The organism is Peptoniphilus phoceensis, assembly GCF_001517665.2.
Classification (GTDB): domain Bacteria; phylum Bacillota; class Clostridia; order Tissierellales; family Peptoniphilaceae; genus Peptoniphilus_A; species Peptoniphilus_A timonensis.
In genome coordinates this window covers 81,529-101,213 of record NZ_LN999809.1, presented here as the reverse complement: position 1 = coordinate 101,213, position 19,685 = coordinate 81,529, and the positions used below count along the sequence as shown (strand labels likewise).

Genomic DNA, 19,685 nt, shown 5'->3' with positions numbered 1-19,685 from the left:
CATCACCTTATAAAAAAAGAGAAGGCTCTCGCCTTCCCCTAATTTTTCTCAAATAATTAATATTTGTAGAATCCTTCGCCAGTTTTTCTTCCAAGTAGACCTGCTCTAACCATTTTCTTTAGAAGTGGGTGTGGTCTGTACTTAGGATCTCCAAATTCTGTGTAAAGAACTTCCATAATTGCAAGTACAACATCAAGTCCTACTAAATCTCCTAGTGCTAGAGGTCCCATTGGGTGGTTTGCACCAAGTTGCATTGCTGTGTCAATATCTTCAACAGATGCAATGCCTTCTGCGTAAATTCCAATTGCTTCGTTAATCATAGGAATTAAAATTCTATTTACAACGAAACCAGGAGCTTCGTCAACTTCTACTGGAGTTTTTCCAATTTCTTTAGAAAGTTCGATTATCATATCCTTAACTTTTGGATCTGTTTTCTTTCCAGAAATTACTTCAACAAGTTTCATTGCTGGAACTGGGTTGAAGAAGTGCATACCAATTACTTTTTCAGGTCTTTTTGTAGCTGCACCAATGTCAGTTATTGAAAGAGATGAAGTGTTTGATGCGAGAACAGTTTTTGCATCGCATTTTTCACATAATTCTGTAAATATAGCTTTTTTAATTTTTGGATTTTCAGTTGCTGCTTCAATGATAAGGTCGCAATCAACTACATCTTCGATGTCGCTTGAGTATTTTAGGTTGCCAAGAGCCTTATCCATTTCTTCTTTTGTCATTCTTTCTTTAGAAACATTTTTTTCATAACCTTTTTCGATTTTTTTCTTAGCATTTTCTAATGCTTCTGGTGCAATGTCTCTAACAATTACTTCGTGATGAGTTGCAAGTACTTGAGCAATACCTGCTCCCATAGTACCTGATCCAATTACTGCTATTTTCATAATTATCTCCCTTTTATTCCCCTTTAAATTCAGTTTTTCTCTTATTTAAAAATGCACTCATACCTTCTTTTTGGTCATTAGTTGCAAAACATAGGCCAAAGTGAGTTTTTTCAATTTGCATAGCTGTATCAATATCAGTTTGTGATCCATTGATAATAGATTGCTTAGCATATTCAACAGCTTTAGGAGCGTGTGATGCAATTTTATTTGCCATTTCAACAGCCTTGTCTAGTAATTCTTCTGGTTCGTAAACATGATTTACTAGTCCAATTTGGTAAGCCTTGTCAGCACCAATCATTTCTGTTGTGTAAATAAGTTCTTTTGCATAACCTGGACCAACTAATCTTGATAGTCTTTGAGTTCCACCAAATCCTGGTGTGATTCCTAAACCAACTTCTGGTTGACCAAATTTTGCTTTATTTGATGCAAGTCTAATATCACAAGCGATAGAGATTTCACATCCACCACCTAGGGCAAATCCATTTACAGCTGCAATTACTGGAACTCTACATTTTTCAATTTCCATGAATGTATCCATTCCAAGTTTTGCAAAGTCATAGGCTTCACTTGCTGTGAAGTTTGCCATTTCTGCAATATCGGCACCTGCAACAAAGGATTTTCCTGCTCCTGTTATTATGATGCATCTTACTTCATCACACACATTTGAAAAGAAGTGGTGAAGTTCTTTTAACATAGCAGAGTTAAGAGCATTTAAGCTCTTTTCTCTACTAAGTGTTATAAGAATTACTCCATTAGCTTTTTCTTCTATTTTTAGAAATTTGTAATCCATTCTAGATTAGTCCCTTCCTACGATAAGAGCAGTTCCCATTCCTCCACCTATACAAAGTGTAGCAAGACCTTTCTTAGAATCTCTCTTTTGCATTTCAAATAATAAAGTAGTTAAGATTCTAGCTCCACTTGCTCCAATAGGGTGACCAATAGCAATTGCTCCACCATTTACGTTAACTTTTTCTATGTCAAATCCCATTTCTTTATTAACTGCACATGCTTGAGCTGCGAAAGCTTCGTTAGCTTCAATTAGGTCAAGATCTTCTGCTTTAAGTCCTGCAAGTTTAAGAGCCTTAGTAGAAGAAGGAATAGGTCCAGTACCCATAATCTTAGGATCAACACCAGCTGTTGCATAAGAAATAATATATGCAAGAGGTTCTACTCCAAGTTCTTTAGCTTTTGATTCTTTCATTAGTACAAGCATAGCTGCACCGTCGTTAATTCCAGATGCGTTACCTGCTGTTACTGTACCACCATCTTTTTTGAAAGCTGGTCTAAGTTTAGCAAGACTTTCTGGAGTTACGCCTTCTCTAATGTGTTCGTCAGTGTCAACTACAGTTACATTACCTTTTCTGTCTTTAACTTCTACAGGTACGATTTCGTCTTTAAATCTTCCTTCATCTCTAGCTTTTTGAGCGTTGTTTTGAGATCTAGCTGCAAGTTCATCTTGCATTTCTCTTGTAATTCCGTATTTTTCAGCTACGTTTTCAGCTGTGATACCCATGTGGTAGTCGTTGAAAGCATCCCAAAGACCGTCTTTAATCATTGTGTCAACAACTTTTTTGTCTCCCATTCTTGCTCCCCATCTTTCGTTAGTAAGAGCGTATGGTGCCATTGACATTGATTCAGTACCACCAGCAAGTACGATTTCAGCATCTCCTGCTTTAATAACTTGAGCTGCTAAACTTACTGCACGAAGACCTGATCCACATACAGCGTTAATAGTAACAGCTGGAGTTTTTATATCAATTCCTGCTCCAAGAACAACTTGTCTTGCAACGTTTTGTCCTTGAGCTGCTTGAAGAACATTACCAATATAAGCTTCATCAACCATATCTTCTTTTACATTTGCTCTTTTTAAAGCTTCTTTTACTGCTACTACTCCAAGTTCTACAGCTGGAACAGTTTTAAATTGACCACCAAAATCACCTACAGCTGTTCTGGCAGCTGATGCTATAACAATTCTATCTTCCATTTTTTCCTCCTTAATAGTAACTTGTGGAATAAACCACTAGTTTAAAACAATTTCTCCCTTTGATTTGTACAAGTTGTTTGAGTCAAAATATTATTTTTAAATATTTTCAACTTTTGCTTAAAAGACTTGCTAATTTACTTTTACCCAAGTTAACGAGATTTAATATCCTAAAATTAAATCATTTCTTCAAGTACATCCACAATTTTTTCGGCTGCATGACCATCCCCATAAGGATTTACAGCCTTTGCCATTTCATCATATAGGTCCTTATTATCTAATAAGCTAACTATACTTTCATAAACATCTTGTGAATCAGTACCCACAAGTTTTGCTGTATTGGCCTCCACTCCCTCCATTCTTTCTGTTTCATTTCTAAGAACAAGAACAGGTTTGCCAAGAGCAGGTGCTTCTTCCTGAACTCCTCCTGAGTCTGTAACGACAAATTTTACCCTTGCCATTAGATTTGAAAAAGGAAGGTAAGAAAGAGGCTCAATTAAATGAACTCTGTCTAAATCAGCGAAATACTTTTCAGCAGCTTCCCTTACTATAGGATTTAAATGTCTTGGAAAGACAACTTCGAGATTTTCCCTTTCCATAACTACTTGTCTTATGGCACTGAAAATATCTTCCATTGGCTTGCCCCAATTTTCTCTCCTATGTGCAGTAAGTAACACTACATCTCTATTATAATCTAAATTGTTCAAAATTTCATCGTCAAATACAAAATCTTCTTTAACTGAATACTTCAGTGCATCAATTACAGTATTTCCAGTAATGAAAATATTTTTTTCATCATAACCTTCTTCTAATAGATTTTTTTTATTTGACTTAGTTGGTGCGAAATGGTAGTTGGAAATTACACCAGTGAGCTTTCTATTTGCCTCTTCTGGATAAGGCGAATACAAATTACCTGATCTAAGTCCCGCTTCTACATGTCCAATTTTTATTTTTTTATAAAAAGCAGCTAAGGCTGCAGCAAATACTGTTGTTGTATCTCCTTGAACAAGTAGTATGTCTGGTTTTAATTCATCTAAAATTTCTTCAAGACCAAGAAGAGTCTTTGTAGTTACATCTGTAAGGGATTGTCCCTTTTTAAAAATATTTAAATCGTAGTCTGGTTTTATATCAAAAATTTCTAGCACTTGGTCCAACATTTCTCTATGTTGACCTGTGACACAAGTATAGCACTGAAATTTATCTCTTTTTTGAACTTCTTTTATAATAGGTGCCATTTTTATGCCTTCAGGTCTTGTACCAAATACAAATAATACCTTCAATTTATTCCTCCTTATTTTTTAACATACCTGCTGCCACTCCTGTTGCCAATATAAGAACTATTACTCCAATAGAGATTACTAGGGCAATAGATGAGTGGAATTTTGAAATTAAATTTGCAAGTAAGCCAAATATTGCAGATATAGAGTAAAGAATTACAACTGTCTGCCTTTGATTTAAGCCCATTTTTAATAATCTGTGATGAAGATGACCCTTGTCTGCTTCCACCATAGATTTTCCTGATAATTTTCTTCTTACCATAGCAAAGGCTGTGTCAAATACTGGGACTCCTAAAATTAAAACTGGCACAAATATCATAAGTATGGCAGCTTGTTTTAAGAAGCCAGATATACTTATATATGAAAGCATAAAACCTAAGTAAAGTGCTCCAGTATCTCCCATAAAGATTTTTGCTGGATTAAAGTTAAAGGGTAAAAATCCTAGACAAGCTCCAGCTACTAAAGCACACACAAGACTGACGTCATATCTTCCCATATTATAAGTTATAAAAAACATTGAAATTGCACATATCATAGAAACTCCTGATGCCAATCCATCAAGACCATCAATTAAATTTATTGTATTAGTTATACCGCACACCCAAAATATAGTTACTGGTATAGATAGCATGTTTAAAATAAGTAGGGCATCATTTGAGTCAAAAGGATTTGTTACAAATTCAATTTTCATTCCAGCAATTATTAAAATCACTGCTGCTAAAATTTGAAAAATAAATTTTAGTTTTGGACTTAAACCCTTTTTGTCATCATAAAGTCCAGATATGGCAATGATAAGAGAAGCAATAAGAGTCATTATAAGTCCCTTATTAATGGGTAAAAAGAAAAGCATAAGTATAGACACAGATATTACCATGGCAATACCACCACCCACTGGTATAGGCTTTTTGTGGACACGCCTGTTGTCCTTTGGCACATCTAAAAAACCCTTCTTTTTAGCAAACTTTATAGTAAAGGGCATTTGCAAAAATGTAATCACAAAAGCTGCCAAAAAGGGTACTAAATATTTATACATATTAACCTCTTACTTCGTTCCAAATAATCTGTCTCCTGCATCACCTAGTCCAGGTACAATATATTTGTCATCATTTAATTTTTCATCAAGAGCTGCAAGATAAATTTCTACATCTGGGTGAGCTTCCTCAACTGCCTTAACTCCTTCTGGTGCTGCTAAAAGATTTATTGATTTAATGTTAGTTGCACCGTTTCTCTTTAATTCATCTATAGCTTCAATAAGTGATCCACCAGTTGCAAGCATTGGATCTACTATTATCATTTGTCTTGATGCTACGTCTTTTGGTAATTTTGAATAATAAGTAACTGGCTTATGAGTTTCTGGATCACGATACATACCTATATGTCCAACTCTAGCTGCTGGAACAATCGTAAGTAAACCTTCTACCATGCCAAGACCTGCTCTTAAAATTGGTACAATTCCTATTTTCTTTCCAGAAATTACTCTTCCAGTAGTTTTTCCAATAGGTGTTTCTATTTCAATTTCTTCAGTTTCCAAATCTCTTGTAACTTCATAACCCATTAATGTTGCAATTTCAGTGACAATTTGTCTAAATTCCATGGAGCTAGTTTCTTTTCTTCTTAATATTGTCATCTTGTGATCAATTAGGGGATGTTTTATTATAGTTAGTCCCATATTAGTCCTCCTCGATTTTATTTACTCTATTAATATGTCTTCCACCTTCAAATTCTTCATCTAAGAAGGCTTCTACTATTTCTATTGCCATATCATGACCTATAAGTCTTGCACCCATTGCCAAAACATTTGCATCATTGTGGCGTCTTGCAAGTCTTGCAGAATAAGGTTCAGAGCAAAGAGCTGCTCTTATTCCTTTAACTTTATTAGCAGAAATAGAAATTCCTATTCCAGAACCGCAAATAACAATTCCAAAATCTAAATCATCATCTATTACTGCATGACCAACTGCGTGACCAAAGTCAGGATAATCTACTCTAGAATCATCAAAGGGTCCCATATCCTTTACTTCTATATTTTTTTCTTCTAAGTATTCTATTAAATCTTTTTTTAAATAAAAACCTGCGTGGTCAGATCCTATTGCTATTTTCATATTTCCTCCTAAATTCTCATGACGACTTTGCCACCGCAAGCCTTCAAGAGTCTGTTCATAATACTAAGACCCATTCCTCTTAGTTCAAAACCTTCTGCAAAGATTATGTCCACATCTTCTTCATCACATCTTCTAAGAGCGTCAAATAAATTTGTTGCAACTTCTTCAAGATGTTCTCTTGATCCAAGATTAATAAGTAATTTGATGTCTTTATCCTTATATTCATCAAAAGTTTCTTCAGTTGCAAGAACTGCAATTTTTTTGCCCTTATTTTCATCAATATTTTTCTTGATTTCATTTACAAGTTTATCAAGGCTTCCTCCAAAACAAATTGCATCTGCCTTGGGAGCATAGTGTCTATATTTTTGTCCCGGGGACTTAGGCACTTTTTCACTTTTTGAATCAATTGTTGCTGTATCAATAGTTATATTTTCATCAACTTCTTTAAGATCTTCAAGAGTTATCTTGCCTGGTCTTAAAATCATTGGTGGATCTACCGTAACATCTAAAACTGTGGATTCAATTCCAACTACAGAGTGACCACCATCTACTATTATATCAACTCTTCCATCAAGGTCTTCTATTACATGTTCAACCTTTGTTGGAGAAGGTCTGCCAGATAAATTTGCTGAAGGTGCTGCCACGGGAAAGTCTACAGCTTTTAAAATATCGTGGGCAATTTTATTGTTTGGCTCTCTTATAGCAACTGTGTCAAGTCCACCTGTAGCTTCATCTGGTATTATGTCTGATCTCTTGAAAATAATTGTAAGTGGTCCTGGCCAAAACTTTTCAATACATTTTTTTGCAACTTCAGGAATTTCTGCAACTAAATTATCAAGTTGAGAATTTTCTGCAATGTGAAGAATTAAGGGATTGTCACTAGGTCTTCCCTTGGCTTCATATATTTTTTTACAAGTCCTCTTATTTAATCCATTGCCACCAAGTCCATAAACTGTTTCTGTGGGTAGGACAACAAGACCTCCATCCTTTAAAGTTTCGCTTATTTTTTTAAGATAGATCTTATCTTTTACATTACCTTTAAATTTAATTATGTCTGTTTTCAAAAAAAACACCTCTATCCTTAATATTATACCAAGAAGAGAGGCGTTTTTTAATAGCTAATCCTTATTTAATTATTTGTGGGGTATAATTTTACCGCTTTTTACACTTTCTTTAAATTCTTTACATATTTTTTCATATGCTTCGTCATTTTCTAAAATTTCTATTCCAACTTCAACAATTGCCGCAATAGTCTTCTTCATTTGATTAAAGGCATAGTCCGTCATAGTCGCATCCCTAAATTCCACTGTATGAGATGGAGTTCCTTCTTCTGCTATTTTAAAGTAACCATGAAGAGTTGGCACTTCATGAGAAATATCCCCTGCATCAGTTGAACCAGAATTTAATTCTATATCCTTAATCTCTTCATCAAAATATTTTTCCATTTTTTCTTTTAAAACTTCGTTGAAGGCTATATTTCTAACAGTATTGTCATTTCCCTTTTCATATTCAGAAATTTTTACTTGGCATCCTGTTGCAAGAGCGGCTCCCTTTGCACAGTTTTCGATTTTTTCTAAAATTTCCAAAAGGTATTTCTTTTCAGGACTTCTTGCATAAAATCTTGAATCAGTGTAATCAGGAATTACATTTGCAGCTTTTCCGCCATCTTTTATTATCCCATGAATTCTTGATCCATCTTTTGTTTCTTGTCTTAGGGCATTTATGGCAGAAAATAAAATTATTTGAGCATCAAGTGCATTTATACCTTCATGAGGTGAATCTGATGCGTGAGCTGTTTTTCCAAAAAATTCAAATCTTCTAGTTGCAAGGGCAAGAGAATTTGGAGTTAAAGCATTTTTATCCCCTGGATGCATTTCAATAGCAACATCTACATCTTGGAGTTCCTTTGATCTTGCAAGTTCAATCTTTGTTCCACCAACTTCTTCTGCAGCAGTTCCAAAGACAATTACTTTTCCACCTATTTCATCAATCATTTTTGATAAAACAATCCCAGCACCACTTGCAGTGGCACCTAATACATTGTGTCCACAGCCGTGTCCAATTCCTGGAAGAGCATCATATTCTGCAAGATAAGAAATAGTCCTTCCTTCTTTTTTTGAATCATAAACTGCCTTAAAAGAAGTTTCACACCCAAGATAAGGACACTCTATTTCAAATCCATATTTTTTTAATAAGTCTATGTGAGCTTTTGAGGATTTATATTCTTCAAAGCCAATTTCTGGATTGTCATAAATAAATTTTCTAAGTTCATCCAAATCCTCTGAAATTTCTTCAACAATTTTTAAAATATTTTCCATAATTCACCTACTTATTTATCCTGTAGTATTCATATCTCCTATAATCATCATAATAAGCCTTAGTATCACCCTTGGCATCATTTCTTGGATAAGTGTTTACTCCATCAAAGATAAAATTTCTCGAAATAATTGGAATCCTTTTTCTCACTTCCGAATTGTATATAAAGAAATTATCCACTTTATTGTAGTTTAACATATCCAATACCATAGATGAAAGATAGTTAGCAGAAACAGCATTTCCATCTCTCACTTCAACATTGTCCCTATTCATAAGTGCCCTGCCCTTTTCATTTGCAAGAATCACATAAGGCGTTGAATAAAACTCTATTTCCTTTTCAAGATTTTCGTGAGAAAGCTTAATTCCAATTTCATCAAAGGCAGAAGGATCACTTCCTAGTCCTGGCAAATGGTCACCATAAAATACCATAATAGTTGGCTCGTCAATTTCATTCATCATCTTGTAGACTGCGCCCAACATATTGTCCATATCCTTAACTCCCAAGAAATAAGAACCAAAATTATTTGCAGCTTCTTCTGATAAATTTACGCTACATTCATAGGGAAGATTTTCTCCATATTTATCATAAAAATATGGTCCGTGATTTTGAATATCAACAGCATAAGAAAAAACTGGATCATCAGAATTTTTTATTGCTTCCAAAAATCTATTTATATAAATTTCTGTAAATTGTTCTTCTGACAAATAATCACCCTTGTTAATTGGATTTTCAATATCTTCTAAAAAGAAATTATCGTCAAGTCCAAGTTTTGGATAAACATTTTGTCTTCCATAAAACCAAGCATAACCAGGGTGAAAAGCCATAGTTTTATAGCCAATTGATTTTAGAAGATTTGGCATTGAACCAACATCTCTTTTTATGGCATTAAAGGCAAAACTTTCATCTGGAGCACAGTTAATTGTAAGAGTTCCTGTCAAGACATCAAATTCAGTATCTCCAGTTCCTCCACCAAAAGAAGGAGTCACAATTCTTCCATGCATAATAGAATTTTTTTGAAGCATTTTTAAATTTTTGTTGGGGTCATTTTCTGGCACAAATGTAAAGTGTGGATCTTGAGATAGATCTGTAAAAGCCTCTCCCATTATCCAAATTATATTTGGTCTTTCCATATTTTTTATAGCTTCAATATTTTCACTTTGATCCAAAACATCTCTTTCTTTTATTTCCTTTTCACTGTAGCCTTCTGGTGCCTTCACAAAAGACTTTTCTAAGTAAAATAAAAAAGTGTAATTAAATCCCTTAGAGTTAAATTGGTCAATTAAATTAAAAGAATTTCCCTTTAGGGGAAGTTTGTAGTAAAGAGAATCTTTTGTGTATACAAAATTAAATAAAAGAAGAGATGATAAAATAACTGTTACAATAGCTATTAACCTGTCCTTTATCCTTAATTTTTCACTTTTAAAAACTAGGGCAAGTAAAATTAAAAATATAAGCCCTATTATACAAACTACAAGGCCATACACATCTGGTGCAAAAGAATTTTTTGACATATTTACTGCCTCAAGAACAAGCCTTAAATCTGAAATCCTAAGAGGTGCATTCCTATAAATCACCTTTGTCCTATTAACTGTGAAAATCACAAGATAAAAAATCGAATTAATGATAAGACTGACACTTCTTCTTCCAAAAATACCTTGAAGCAAAATTCCCAATAAAAAAATTGGTATAAAATTTAAAAGTATAACTAAAGGACTCCTTATAATTTTATCTAGAATTGCAGCATCTCCTGGAGCAAGTAATAACATAGCAAAAGTTATTAAAAGACCATAAAGAGCGTGAATTACTATATCTGAAAAATCAAAAGATCTTACTTCCTTATATTCATCTTTATTAAACATAAAATCACCTTCTAATTTTCAATTATATAATATTCTGTAAATTTTAGGGAGTTTTTGTAAATTTTTGGTAAATATTTTTTTAAGTATTTGTTTTAATTTATCTAAGACTAATCATTTTTAAAATTTCATTTTTCAGCCAATTTATCTTTATATCATCTTATTTTTAATTTATTTTTTAAGATGCTTTTCAAAGATATTTATTTATTATATGTAAAAATTTTTTCAATTCAATTAGATTAAACATAAAACATTTTTTAATTAGATTTCTTAACAAGTTTTAAATTAAAAGTCCAACAAAAAAAGACTGCCTAAGCAGCCTTAATTTCTCTTTTCAGAGTGAAGATTGGTATAATTTTATTATTAATCTTAGGAGTTATGGGGTTCCCAAAATCAAAAGTATTTTTGTTAAATGACATTTACTATCATTAACTGTTTTTATTATAGTATATGATTTTATATTTGTAAAGGGTTTTTGATAAAAATTATCACTTTTATTTCAAAATTTTAAATTTCTCAACAAAAAAATAGTGTAAGATAAGAATTTTTTCTTTCTCACACTATTTTTTGAATTAAAAATGCACCCAAGGAGGTGGGTGCAAGGGGATTCCGGTAATTGTGATATTAAGGAAAAAGCTGGTAAACTATAAGGGATTCTTAATATTTATTTCACAATTAGCTTAGATATAGTATATAATAAAATAATGACAAAATAAATTAATAAAAATTTGTACGAATAACAAAATATTTTTGATTGGAGGAAATATGAATTTCGAAAGCATTTACTACTTTACAGAGCTTGCAAAGACACTAAATATGAATGAAACTGGAGAAAAATTATATATTTCACAACAAACTCTTTCAAACCATATAAAAAGATTGGAAGAATATTATGGAACAAAATTCTTCTTCAGAAAACCTAAACTAATGTTAACACCTATTGGAGAAGAGTATCTCGCTTATGCAGAAAGACTTCTTACCAATGAGTCTGACATGATAAATAAAATTCGTGATCTGGAAAGTGAAGAAACTGGAAAACTTGTCATTGGAGCTTCTTCCCCTCGTGCTGACATGTTTATTCCATCTATTATAGAGAAATTTACAGAGGAATTTCCCAAGGTGGGACTAGTCCTTCACGAAAAACAATCTCAAGAGCTTGAGGAAATGTGTCTAGAAAATAAATTAGATGTGGCAATAAGTATTGATGAAAATTACCAAAATGAAAATCTTAAATCTCGCCTGCTCTTAGATGAAAAATTATACCTATGTGTAAGTGACAGATTACTTGTAAAATATATTGAGGATTTAGAGACTTTAAAAGAAAAATCTCTAAATAAATTGGACCTTAAAGATTTTAAAGAAGTACCCTTCCTCCTTTATACTCAAGACAATAGAATTAGAAGTCTAATTAATCAAAGTTTTAAAGAAGCTGGTGTAAGGCCCAAGGATTATATTGAAACTGGATATTCTAGGATTGCCCTATCAATTTGTAACAAAGCTTTGGCTGCAGTTTTTATTTCTCAGATGAATATAAAAAGATGGGTAGAAGAATTTGATGATGATATAAATATTTTTCCTCTTTACTCAAAAAATAAGCCAGTCACTCTTGGAATCTACACCATAAAAAATAAAAACAAGTATATCACTAAGTACGCCAAGAGATTTGTCGAACTTTTAGAAGAATATTTTAACTCCTTTCACGCAGATAAACTTGAAAGAATTGCAAAAAAATAAAGCAAGAGTGGCACTTTTAGGTGTCACTTTTACTTTATAAAAATTCTTTTAATTTAAAATTTACTTAAAATTCAGATTCAAATTCTTGTCTAAATCTATTAAATAATTCTTCTTGTCTTCGTGCTCTTTCTTGTTCTTGTGCTGCTCTTTCTTGATTTTGTGATTTTAAATCTTTTTGAGCTTCTTTGTCATTTTCTATGGAGTAGTCTGTAAAGGAAACTTCTGTAGTCATTTCTTTTCCATTTCTAATGTATTTTACTTCAGCCTTATCCCCCACTTGATACTTGTATAAAATTGATTTAAGAGCATCGTTATCAGTTACTTCGTACTTTCCAATTTTTGTAACTATATCTCCAGCTTCAAGACCAGCAAGAGATGCAGGTGATCCATCATAAACCTTGTAAACAAAAATTCCCTTTTCAACACTTGTCTTTTGATTTAAAACTTGAGAAGCTACATTTAAATTCATAGTTAACATTCCCATGGACATTTCCTTATAATTTCCAGTTTCTATAACTTGTTTTATTATTGGCTTTATAAAGTTAATTGGAATTGAAAATCCAAGTCCTTCTGCTGATTGAACCTTAACTGTATTTATTCCAACAACTTCTCCCTCAGAATTTAGAAGAGCTCCACCGGAGTTTCCTCCGTTAATTGAGGCATCTGTTTGAATAAGTCCAGTCATGTAACCTCCACCACTTACTGCTCCTACATATCTATCAAGTCCAGATATAATACCTTGAGTTACAGTTTGAGAAAATTGTAGAGATATTGGGTTACCAATTGCAATTGCAGGATCTCCAATTGAAAGTGCATCAGAATCACCTAGGCTTGCAACATTTAATTTGTCGTCAGTATCTATTTTTACAATGGCAAGATCAATCATATCGTCAGCCCAAATTGTCTTTCCTTGCAAATCTTTTTCATTGTTTAATCTTACTGTTACATCTTTTACAACTTGATTGTTTAATTTTACAACGTGAGCATTTGTAAGAATGTAACCCTTTGAGTCAACTATTACACCAGAACCAACACCTTGAACTTCAACTTGACCAAAGAATGATTGTTGAACTCCCTTAGTTGTAATACCAACAACAGATGACATGGCTTTTTTTGCAACGGCAGATGCAACTGTAACATTGTCCTTGGCTGAAATTGTTATATTAGAATCATTATTGCTAACTTCTGTATTTCCAGCTTGTGGCAATATTTTATAAGTTGTAATTGCTGAACCAATTATCCCACCAATTAGTGAAAAAACAAGGGCAATAATTATTATAATCTTTCCCATGCCTTGGTTTTTACTGTATTTATCATTTTTATCCATTATTATTCCTCCTAACATATTTTATGACTTTATCTTAGTATTAATTTGTGAAATATTAATGAATTAATTATCAAAGCTTTTTGAAAAGAATGTAAATCTTTTTTCTTTTACTCTCATAAAAAAAGCACCTACAAATAGTAAGTGCTGTAAACATTATTCAATATTAGTTTAAAATCAATTTTTATTTAATCGTTTCTTTTTAAAAATAGATACAGAGTTAACAGATATAGACAATATAACTAGAACCCATAATGCTTTGCTCATTGTAGGTATAATGTCCATAAGACCACCCCAGTCTTCTTTAATTACACGGCTAGCTCCATCAAAATAGAATGCACATACTGTTAAAGCTGTTAAAGATAAACTCAAAAATCTATATCGTTCTGCATTTTTATTTTTTATCGTTGTCATCACATTTAATAGTGCAAATATTATGGCACCTATTCCAAAAATTAACCACATAACTTCCTCCTTAGCTTTCTATTTTTTTCTCATTGACGTATTTACTACCACACCCTATACCAAAAAGCATAGAACCAATTATCCATTCATACTCTGTTCTTCCTGTTTTATATGACATGTATATTGATACTATAAGTGTGATGAATGCAATTATTGCTAGTATCAACAATAATTTCTTTTTTACAATTTAATTCCAGCCCTATCTTTTTAAATTCATCGTTATTACTTAAATAATTCAGAGTGTGAGCCAGTCCTTACTAGAGATAATACTAAAACCTCTTCTATTTTTTCATATATTAATAAAAAATCTGGCTCTATATGACATTCTCGAGTCCCCTTGTAATTTCCCGTTAATGAATGGTCTCTATATCTTTCATCAAGAGTTTCATCTTCTGCTAATTTCTCAATAATATCAAAGAGCTTTTCAATATCTTTCCCTTGTTTTTTAGCTTGCTTTAGGTCTTTTTTAAATCTTTTAGTAAACTTTATTTTATACTTCAAGGGCTTTCCTCAAGTCATCCATATTATCGTAAGCTCTGACGCTCTTATCTTTTGCTATCATTCTTCCTTCTTCTATAGCTTGTATGGTTTCATCATTTGGAACATCCAGTTTTAACTCAAAGGGAATGCCTCTTTCTCTAATACTCGCTCTTAAAAACATGTTAATGGCAGTAGTCATATTTAATCCTAAACTGGAATAGATTTTTTCTGCTGCTTCTTTTATTTCTTTATCTGTTCTTATATTCAAATTTGTTGTAGCCATTTCATCATCTCCTTTGAGATTATTATATGACCAAATTCGTGCGTAGTCAATACATTGTCATTATATTATATAGTGAATGCCTTATTACTCTTCGTTATTCTTCTCTGTGAACATATCATTTACAAGTCCAATTGTCAGTAGGGATAAATCGGATGTTTTAACCCTAAAAGCGCCTCGTCACACTACTTATTCATTATACAAAAATAGTGCAAGATAGGAATTACTTCCTTTCTTATACTATTTATGGTACTAAAAAAGAGACCCCTAAGGATCTCTTAAATTCTTTTTTATTTTTCAAAAGCTGGTATTACAGCTCCTTCAAATTTTTCTTCTATTAATTTCTTTGCTGCATCAGAATTAATTACCTTTAAGAATTTTTGGAATTTTTCTTTTTCTGCATCTTCTTTTCTAATTGCAACTAAGTTTGCATAAGGTGAATCTGTTGATTCTAAGAAAATTGAATCTTTAGTTGGAGCGAGGCCTTGTCCAATTGCAAAGTTTGAATTTATAACTGCAGCTCCTGCATCTTTATAAACTTGTGCAATTGAAGGTGCATCCATTGCTGTGAATTTTAGATTCTTTGGATTTTCTGCAATATCTTTTTCTGTTGAATTAAGATTTGTCTTGTCTTTTAATTTAATTAAACCTGCATCTTCAAGAAGAATTAAGGCTCTGGCACCATTACTTGGGTCATTTGGAATGATAATTTCTGCACCATCTTCGATTTCTTCAACTGACTTATATTTTTCAGAATATAAAGCCATTGGTTCAATGTGTACATAAGCAAGAACATCAAGATTTTCAATATTTCTTTCTTCTACAAAACTGTCAAGATATGGTTTGTGTTGGAAGTAGTTTGCATCAAGATCTCCTGCTTCAAGTTGAAGATTTGGTTGGATGTAATCGTCAAAATTTACAACTTCTACATCAAGTCCTTCTTTTTCAAATTCTGGCTTTAGACCTTCAATGATTTCTCCGTGAGGTGTAGGTGAAACACCAATGACAATTTTATTGTCTGCATCTGCAGGAGCTTCTGCTTCTTCTTTCTTTGCACCGCCACATCCTGTTAGGGCAAGTGATAGGACCACTGATCCTAATAAAAATAATTTCTTAAAATTTTTCATATATATCCTCCTCAAAAAAATTATTAACTATTTATAAATAAAACTTTTAAATAAGTTTATTGCAAAATTTTCTTTTATCTATATTTTTACTTTCTCTTATCTATTTTCTTTGTCAATAAATTACCAACAAATTGTACTATTTGGACCAAAATTATAATTACAATAACTGCTGACCAAAGTATTAGTGGTTCATTTCTTTGATAACCATATCTATTTGCCACGTCTCCTAGTCCGCCTCCGCCCATGACACCAGCCATGGCAGAATAACCAATTACATTTATAATTGTCATAGTTATTCCTGTAACTATCATTGGCATTGCTTCAGGTATCAAGACTTTAAAAATTATTTCTCTTTTAGATGATCCCATAGACTTTGCTGCCTCAATTATTCCTGAATCAACTTGAATAAAATATCCTTCCATCAATCTTGCAACAAAGGGTGCTGCCGAAACTGAAAGAGGTATTATCATTGCCGCTGTTCCATAGGACTTTCCAACTATTAGTCTTGATAAAGGAAAAACAACAATCATCAAGATTACAAAGGGAAAGGACCTTAAAATATTTATTATTCCGTCTAAAATTGAATACACTTTTGTAGATTCAGTAAGTCCTCCTGGTCTTGTAGTTGTGAGTATTATTCCCAAAGGAAGACCTATTAAAAGAGAAATTATTGTTGATGCAATTACCATCACAAGAGTTTGTGGAATTGCTGGTAAAACTATATCAATTACTCTGTCCATCAAAGCACCTCCACATTTACATTATTTTCTTTTAAAAATTCAATGGCTCTTTTTCTCTCGTCATCTTTTCCAAGAATTTGAACTGTAAGATAACCAACACTAGCTGCATTTAATTTATTAATATTTCCTGACAAAATTGAAAAGTCAATTTCAAACTTTTTTACACATTGGGAAAGAATTGGTTTGTCATAATTTTCATCTGCATAAGATAATCTCAAGACATCTCCCTTATATTCAGCACCATTTACATAACCTTCTTCCACTTCATCTTCTAGATTTTTTATAAAAGATCTTGTCACTGCAGTCTTAGGATTTGTAAATAGTTCTTTAGTAGTATTTTCTTCTATTATTTTGCCAGCCTGCATTACTGCAATCCTATCACAAATTTCCTTTGCCACTTCCATTTGATGAGTGATCATTATTACTGTCATGTCAAATTCATCAACTATCTTCTTTAAAAGATTTAGAATTGATTTTGTGTTTGCCGGATCAAGAGCTGATGTCCCTTCATCTGAAAGTAAAATTGATGGATTTGTGGCAATGGATCTTGCAATTGCAACTCTTTGTTTTTGTCCACCAGATAATTCTGCTGGATAAGAATTTTTCTTATCTTCTAAGTCTATAAATTTTAAAAGTTCATCAACTCTTTTATTTATATTTTCTCTACTCACTCCTGAAATTTCGAGAGGATAAGCAATATTTTCTGCCACAGTTTTTTGCATAAATAAATTGAAATACTGAAAAATCATTCCAATATCTTTTCTTGCAGCTCTAAGTTCCTTTTCATCTAATCCAATAATGGATTTACCATCGACAAGAATTTCCCCTGAGCTTGGCTCTTCCAACCTGTTTATACATCTAACAAGAGTAGACTTTCCGGCACCAGATAAACCAATGACACCATAAATCTCTCCTCTATTTACTTTGAAAGAAACATTATCTAAAGCTCTAAAACTTTCTCCATCAGTTTTAAATTCTTTAACTAAGTTTTTTACTTCAATCATTTTTCCTCCACAAGAATAAAAAAAGAGCTTCCATCCATAAGGACGAAAGCTCGTGTTACCACCTTAATTTATCACTTTCTCGCGAAAGCAACCTCTTCAAGTACTATCATACTCTACTTCTGTAACGGGAAGTCCCGTAAATATTTAATATCGATATCTCCTAGAGAAGGCCATGTTCACAAAAAATCTATCTACTTCTTTCACCAAAACGAAGCTCTCTTTAATCAAAATTTTAAGTTACTCTTCTTCTCAAAAGTTTATTTATAAATTACTTATGATTATATTAGCTTATATTTTAAAAGTCAAGCATAATATTTATTTTATTTTTAAAATTTTCATGTCTTCTTCTACACTACTTATTCCAGCAATTCCAAAGTTTTCAACTAAAACATTGACCACATTTTCTGATAAAAATGCTGGAAGACTTGGACCAAGATGAATATTTTTTACTCCCAAAGATAAAAGTGCAAGTAAAACAATAACTGCCTTTTGTTCGTACCAAGCAATATTATAAGCAATTGGAAGATCATTTACACTATCAACTCCAAAAGCATCAACAAGTGCAAGTGCAATTTGAATAAGGGAATAAGAATCGTTACATTGACCTGCATCTAGAACTCTCGGTATGCCATTGATGTCCCCTAGATTTAATTTGTTGTACCTATATTTTGCACAACCTGCTGTCAAAATCACTGCTGAATCAGGAAGTTCTTTTGCAAATTCTTCATAATAATTTCTATCAGCCATTCTGCCGTCACAACCTGCCATGACAACAAATTTACTTATATCGCCATTTTTTACAGCTTCAATAACTTGGTCGGCAAGTTCCATGACTTGACTGTGAGCAAAACCACCAACAATTTCTCCCTTTTCAATTTCTTCTGGAGCCTTACAAGATTTTGCAAATTCAATTATTTTAGAAAAATCCTTCTTGCCATTTTCATCTTCAGAAATATAAGTACATCCAGGGTATCCTGCAGCACCAGTTGTAAATAATTTGTCTTTATAAGAATCCTTTGGAGGAACAATACAATTTGTTGTCATTAAAATTGGTCCATTAAAAGATTCAAATTCATCCCTTTGTTTCCACCATGCATTTCCATAATTTCCAACAAAGTTTTCATACTTTTTAAACTTTGGATAATAATTTGCAGGAAGCATTTCTGAGTGAGTGTAAATATCTACGCCAGAATCTTTTGCTTGTTCAAGTAGCATTTCAAAATCCTTTAAGTCATGACCAGATACCAAAATACCAGGATTATTTCTTGTTCCAATATTTACATTAGAAATTTCTGGATTGCCATAAGAACTTGTGTTGGCTTCATCAAGAGTTGCCATTGCCTTATATCCCATTTCACCAGTTTTTAAAGTTAGATCAATTAATTCATCAAGAGATTTTTCTTTTAAAAGTTCTGCCATAGTTTTTATTATAAAATCATTTACTTCTTTACTTTCATAACCCAAAACTTTTGCGTGTCTAGTATAAGCTGCCATTCCCTTTAATCCATAAGTGATTAGTTCTTTTAAACTTCTTATGTCTTCATTTTCTTCGCTTAAAACAGAAACTTGACCTGAATTTATTTTTTCCATTATTTCATCAAAATCAACTGAAGACCAACTAGCAGCTTGGCTGTAATCTTTGTCTTCTCTTAAAAGATTCATAAGTTCAACAGTTTTTACAATTCTATCTCTAATTTGTTCATCATCAAAATTTGCATTAGTTATTGTTGTAAATAAATTTAAAATAACTCTATCTATGACTTCTTTATTTTCCTTTTCAGTTTTTGTTGCAATTTCAGAAAGTCCTTTGGATATCCAAATTAAAAAATCTTGAAGATTTGCAACTTGGTGAGTCTTTCCACAAACTCCATTTTTTGTACATCCACTATTTTTAAAAGTTTCTTGGCATTGATAACAAAACATATTCATATCTTTCATCCTTTCTATTTTTATATATCTAAAAATTATTCCTTCATCTCAAAATCTAATTCTATTTTAATGGAAGTTTCTCAAAATTTCCGTTGCATATGCAACACTTATATTTTTATAAAAAAATGAGACCCATGCTTAGCACGAGTCTCAAATAGGTGTATATTAATGAGGAA

The 19,685-nt window shown here is 32.3% G+C and carries 19 protein-coding genes; 1 reads left to right on the top strand and 18 read right to left on the bottom strand.

Going from position 1 to position 19,685, the window contains the following annotated elements; translation table 11 throughout:
• Positions 1–56 precede the first annotated feature (56 nt).
• From BN3657_RS04715 to BN3657_RS04670, 10 genes are all read right to left on the bottom strand, one after another.
• Positions 57–893 carry a 3-hydroxyacyl-CoA dehydrogenase family protein gene (locus tag BN3657_RS04715; RefSeq protein WP_062551972.1) on the bottom strand — a complete coding sequence of 279 codons (837 nt, stop codon included), beginning with the start codon at positions 891–893 and terminating at the stop codon, positions 57–59.
• Positions 894–906: 13 nt separating this feature from the next.
• Complete coding sequence (locus BN3657_RS04710; RefSeq protein ID WP_062551971.1) at positions 907–1,683, bottom strand: enoyl-CoA hydratase-related protein; 777 nt, start codon at positions 1,681–1,683, stop codon at positions 907–909.
• Positions 1,684–1,689: 6 nt separating this feature from the next.
• A complete protein-coding gene (locus BN3657_RS04705; protein WP_062551970.1) occupies positions 1,690–2,877 on the bottom strand; it encodes an acetyl-CoA C-acetyltransferase in 1,188 nt (395 codons plus the stop codon).
• Between the two features lie 173 nt (positions 2,878–3,050).
• Positions 3,051–4,154, bottom strand: coding sequence for a non-hydrolyzing UDP-N-acetylglucosamine 2-epimerase (gene wecB, locus BN3657_RS04700; RefSeq protein ID WP_062551969.1), 1,104 nt, complete (start codon positions 4,152–4,154; stop codon positions 3,051–3,053).
• 1 nt (position 4,155) lies between these two features.
• Positions 4,156–5,184 carry a glycosyltransferase family 4 protein gene (locus BN3657_RS04695; protein WP_062551968.1) on the bottom strand — a complete coding sequence of 343 codons (1,029 nt, stop codon included), beginning with the start codon at positions 5,182–5,184 and terminating at the stop codon, positions 4,156–4,158.
• Between the two features lie 9 nt (positions 5,185–5,193).
• Entirely contained in the window at positions 5,194–5,820 is a 627-nt protein-coding gene (gene upp, locus BN3657_RS04690; RefSeq protein ID WP_019137925.1) for a uracil phosphoribosyltransferase, read from the bottom strand.
• Between the two features lies 1 nt (position 5,821).
• On the bottom strand, positions 5,822–6,253 hold the full coding sequence (rpiB, locus tag BN3657_RS04685; protein ID WP_062551967.1) for a ribose 5-phosphate isomerase B: 432 nt from the start codon (positions 6,251–6,253) through the stop codon (positions 5,822–5,824).
• Positions 6,254–6,261: 8 nt separating this feature from the next.
• On the bottom strand, positions 6,262–7,317 hold the full coding sequence (locus tag BN3657_RS04680) for an L-threonylcarbamoyladenylate synthase (protein ID WP_062551966.1): 1,056 nt from the start codon (positions 7,315–7,317) through the stop codon (positions 6,262–6,264).
• A gap of 69 nt (positions 7,318–7,386) precedes the next feature.
• Positions 7,387–8,571: a M20 family metallopeptidase gene (locus BN3657_RS04675; protein ID WP_062551965.1), complete on the bottom strand. Its 1,185-nt coding sequence runs from the start codon at positions 8,569–8,571 to the stop codon at positions 7,387–7,389.
• Between the two features lie 7 nt (positions 8,572–8,578).
• The gene (locus tag BN3657_RS04670; protein WP_062551964.1) at positions 8,579–10,429 is read right to left on the bottom strand and encodes an LTA synthase family protein; all 1,851 of its coding nucleotides are present in this window, start codon (positions 10,427–10,429) and stop codon (positions 8,579–8,581) included.
• A 762-nt stretch (positions 10,430–11,191) separates the two neighbouring features.
• On the opposite strand from BN3657_RS04670, the gene BN3657_RS04665 reads away from it, so the two are divergent.
• Entirely contained in the window at positions 11,192–12,160 is a 969-nt protein-coding gene (locus tag BN3657_RS04665) for a LysR family transcriptional regulator (RefSeq protein WP_062551963.1), read from the top strand.
• A 64-nt stretch (positions 12,161–12,224) separates the two neighbouring features.
• Here the strand turns inward: BN3657_RS04665 and BN3657_RS04660 are convergent, their stop codons facing one another.
• From BN3657_RS04660 to hcp, 8 genes are all read right to left on the bottom strand, one after another.
• Positions 12,225–13,487: a S1C family serine protease gene (locus BN3657_RS04660; RefSeq protein ID WP_082676828.1), complete on the bottom strand. Its 1,263-nt coding sequence runs from the start codon at positions 13,485–13,487 to the stop codon at positions 12,225–12,227.
• A 174-nt stretch (positions 13,488–13,661) separates the two neighbouring features.
• Entirely contained in the window at positions 13,662–13,949 is a 288-nt protein-coding gene (locus tag BN3657_RS04655; protein ID WP_062551962.1) for a hypothetical protein, read from the bottom strand.
• A gap of 222 nt (positions 13,950–14,171) precedes the next feature.
• On the bottom strand, positions 14,172–14,450 hold the full coding sequence (locus BN3657_RS04650; RefSeq protein WP_062551961.1) for a type II toxin-antitoxin system YafQ family toxin: 279 nt from the start codon (positions 14,448–14,450) through the stop codon (positions 14,172–14,174).
• A complete protein-coding gene (locus tag BN3657_RS04645) occupies positions 14,440–14,712 on the bottom strand; it encodes a type II toxin-antitoxin system RelB/DinJ family antitoxin (RefSeq protein ID WP_062551960.1) in 273 nt (90 codons plus the stop codon). The genes BN3657_RS04650 and BN3657_RS04645 overlap by 11 nt, the downstream gene beginning before the upstream one ends.
• 287 nt (positions 14,713–14,999) lie before the next feature.
• Complete coding sequence (locus BN3657_RS04640; RefSeq protein WP_062551959.1) at positions 15,000–15,836, bottom strand: MetQ/NlpA family ABC transporter substrate-binding protein; 837 nt, start codon at positions 15,834–15,836, stop codon at positions 15,000–15,002.
• Between the two features lie 86 nt (positions 15,837–15,922).
• Positions 15,923–16,576, bottom strand: a complete 654-nt coding sequence (locus tag BN3657_RS04635) for a methionine ABC transporter permease (RefSeq protein WP_062551958.1) — start codon at positions 16,574–16,576, stop codon at positions 15,923–15,925.
• Complete coding sequence (locus BN3657_RS04630; protein WP_062551957.1) at positions 16,576–17,580, bottom strand: methionine ABC transporter ATP-binding protein; 1,005 nt, start codon at positions 17,578–17,580, stop codon at positions 16,576–16,578. Before BN3657_RS04630 ends, BN3657_RS04635 begins: the two co-directional genes overlap by 1 nt.
• A gap of 315 nt (positions 17,581–17,895) precedes the next feature.
• Positions 17,896–19,503, bottom strand: a complete 1,608-nt coding sequence (gene hcp, locus BN3657_RS04625) for a hydroxylamine reductase (RefSeq protein ID WP_222859624.1) — start codon at positions 19,501–19,503, stop codon at positions 17,896–17,898.
• Positions 19,504–19,685 lie beyond the last annotated feature (182 nt).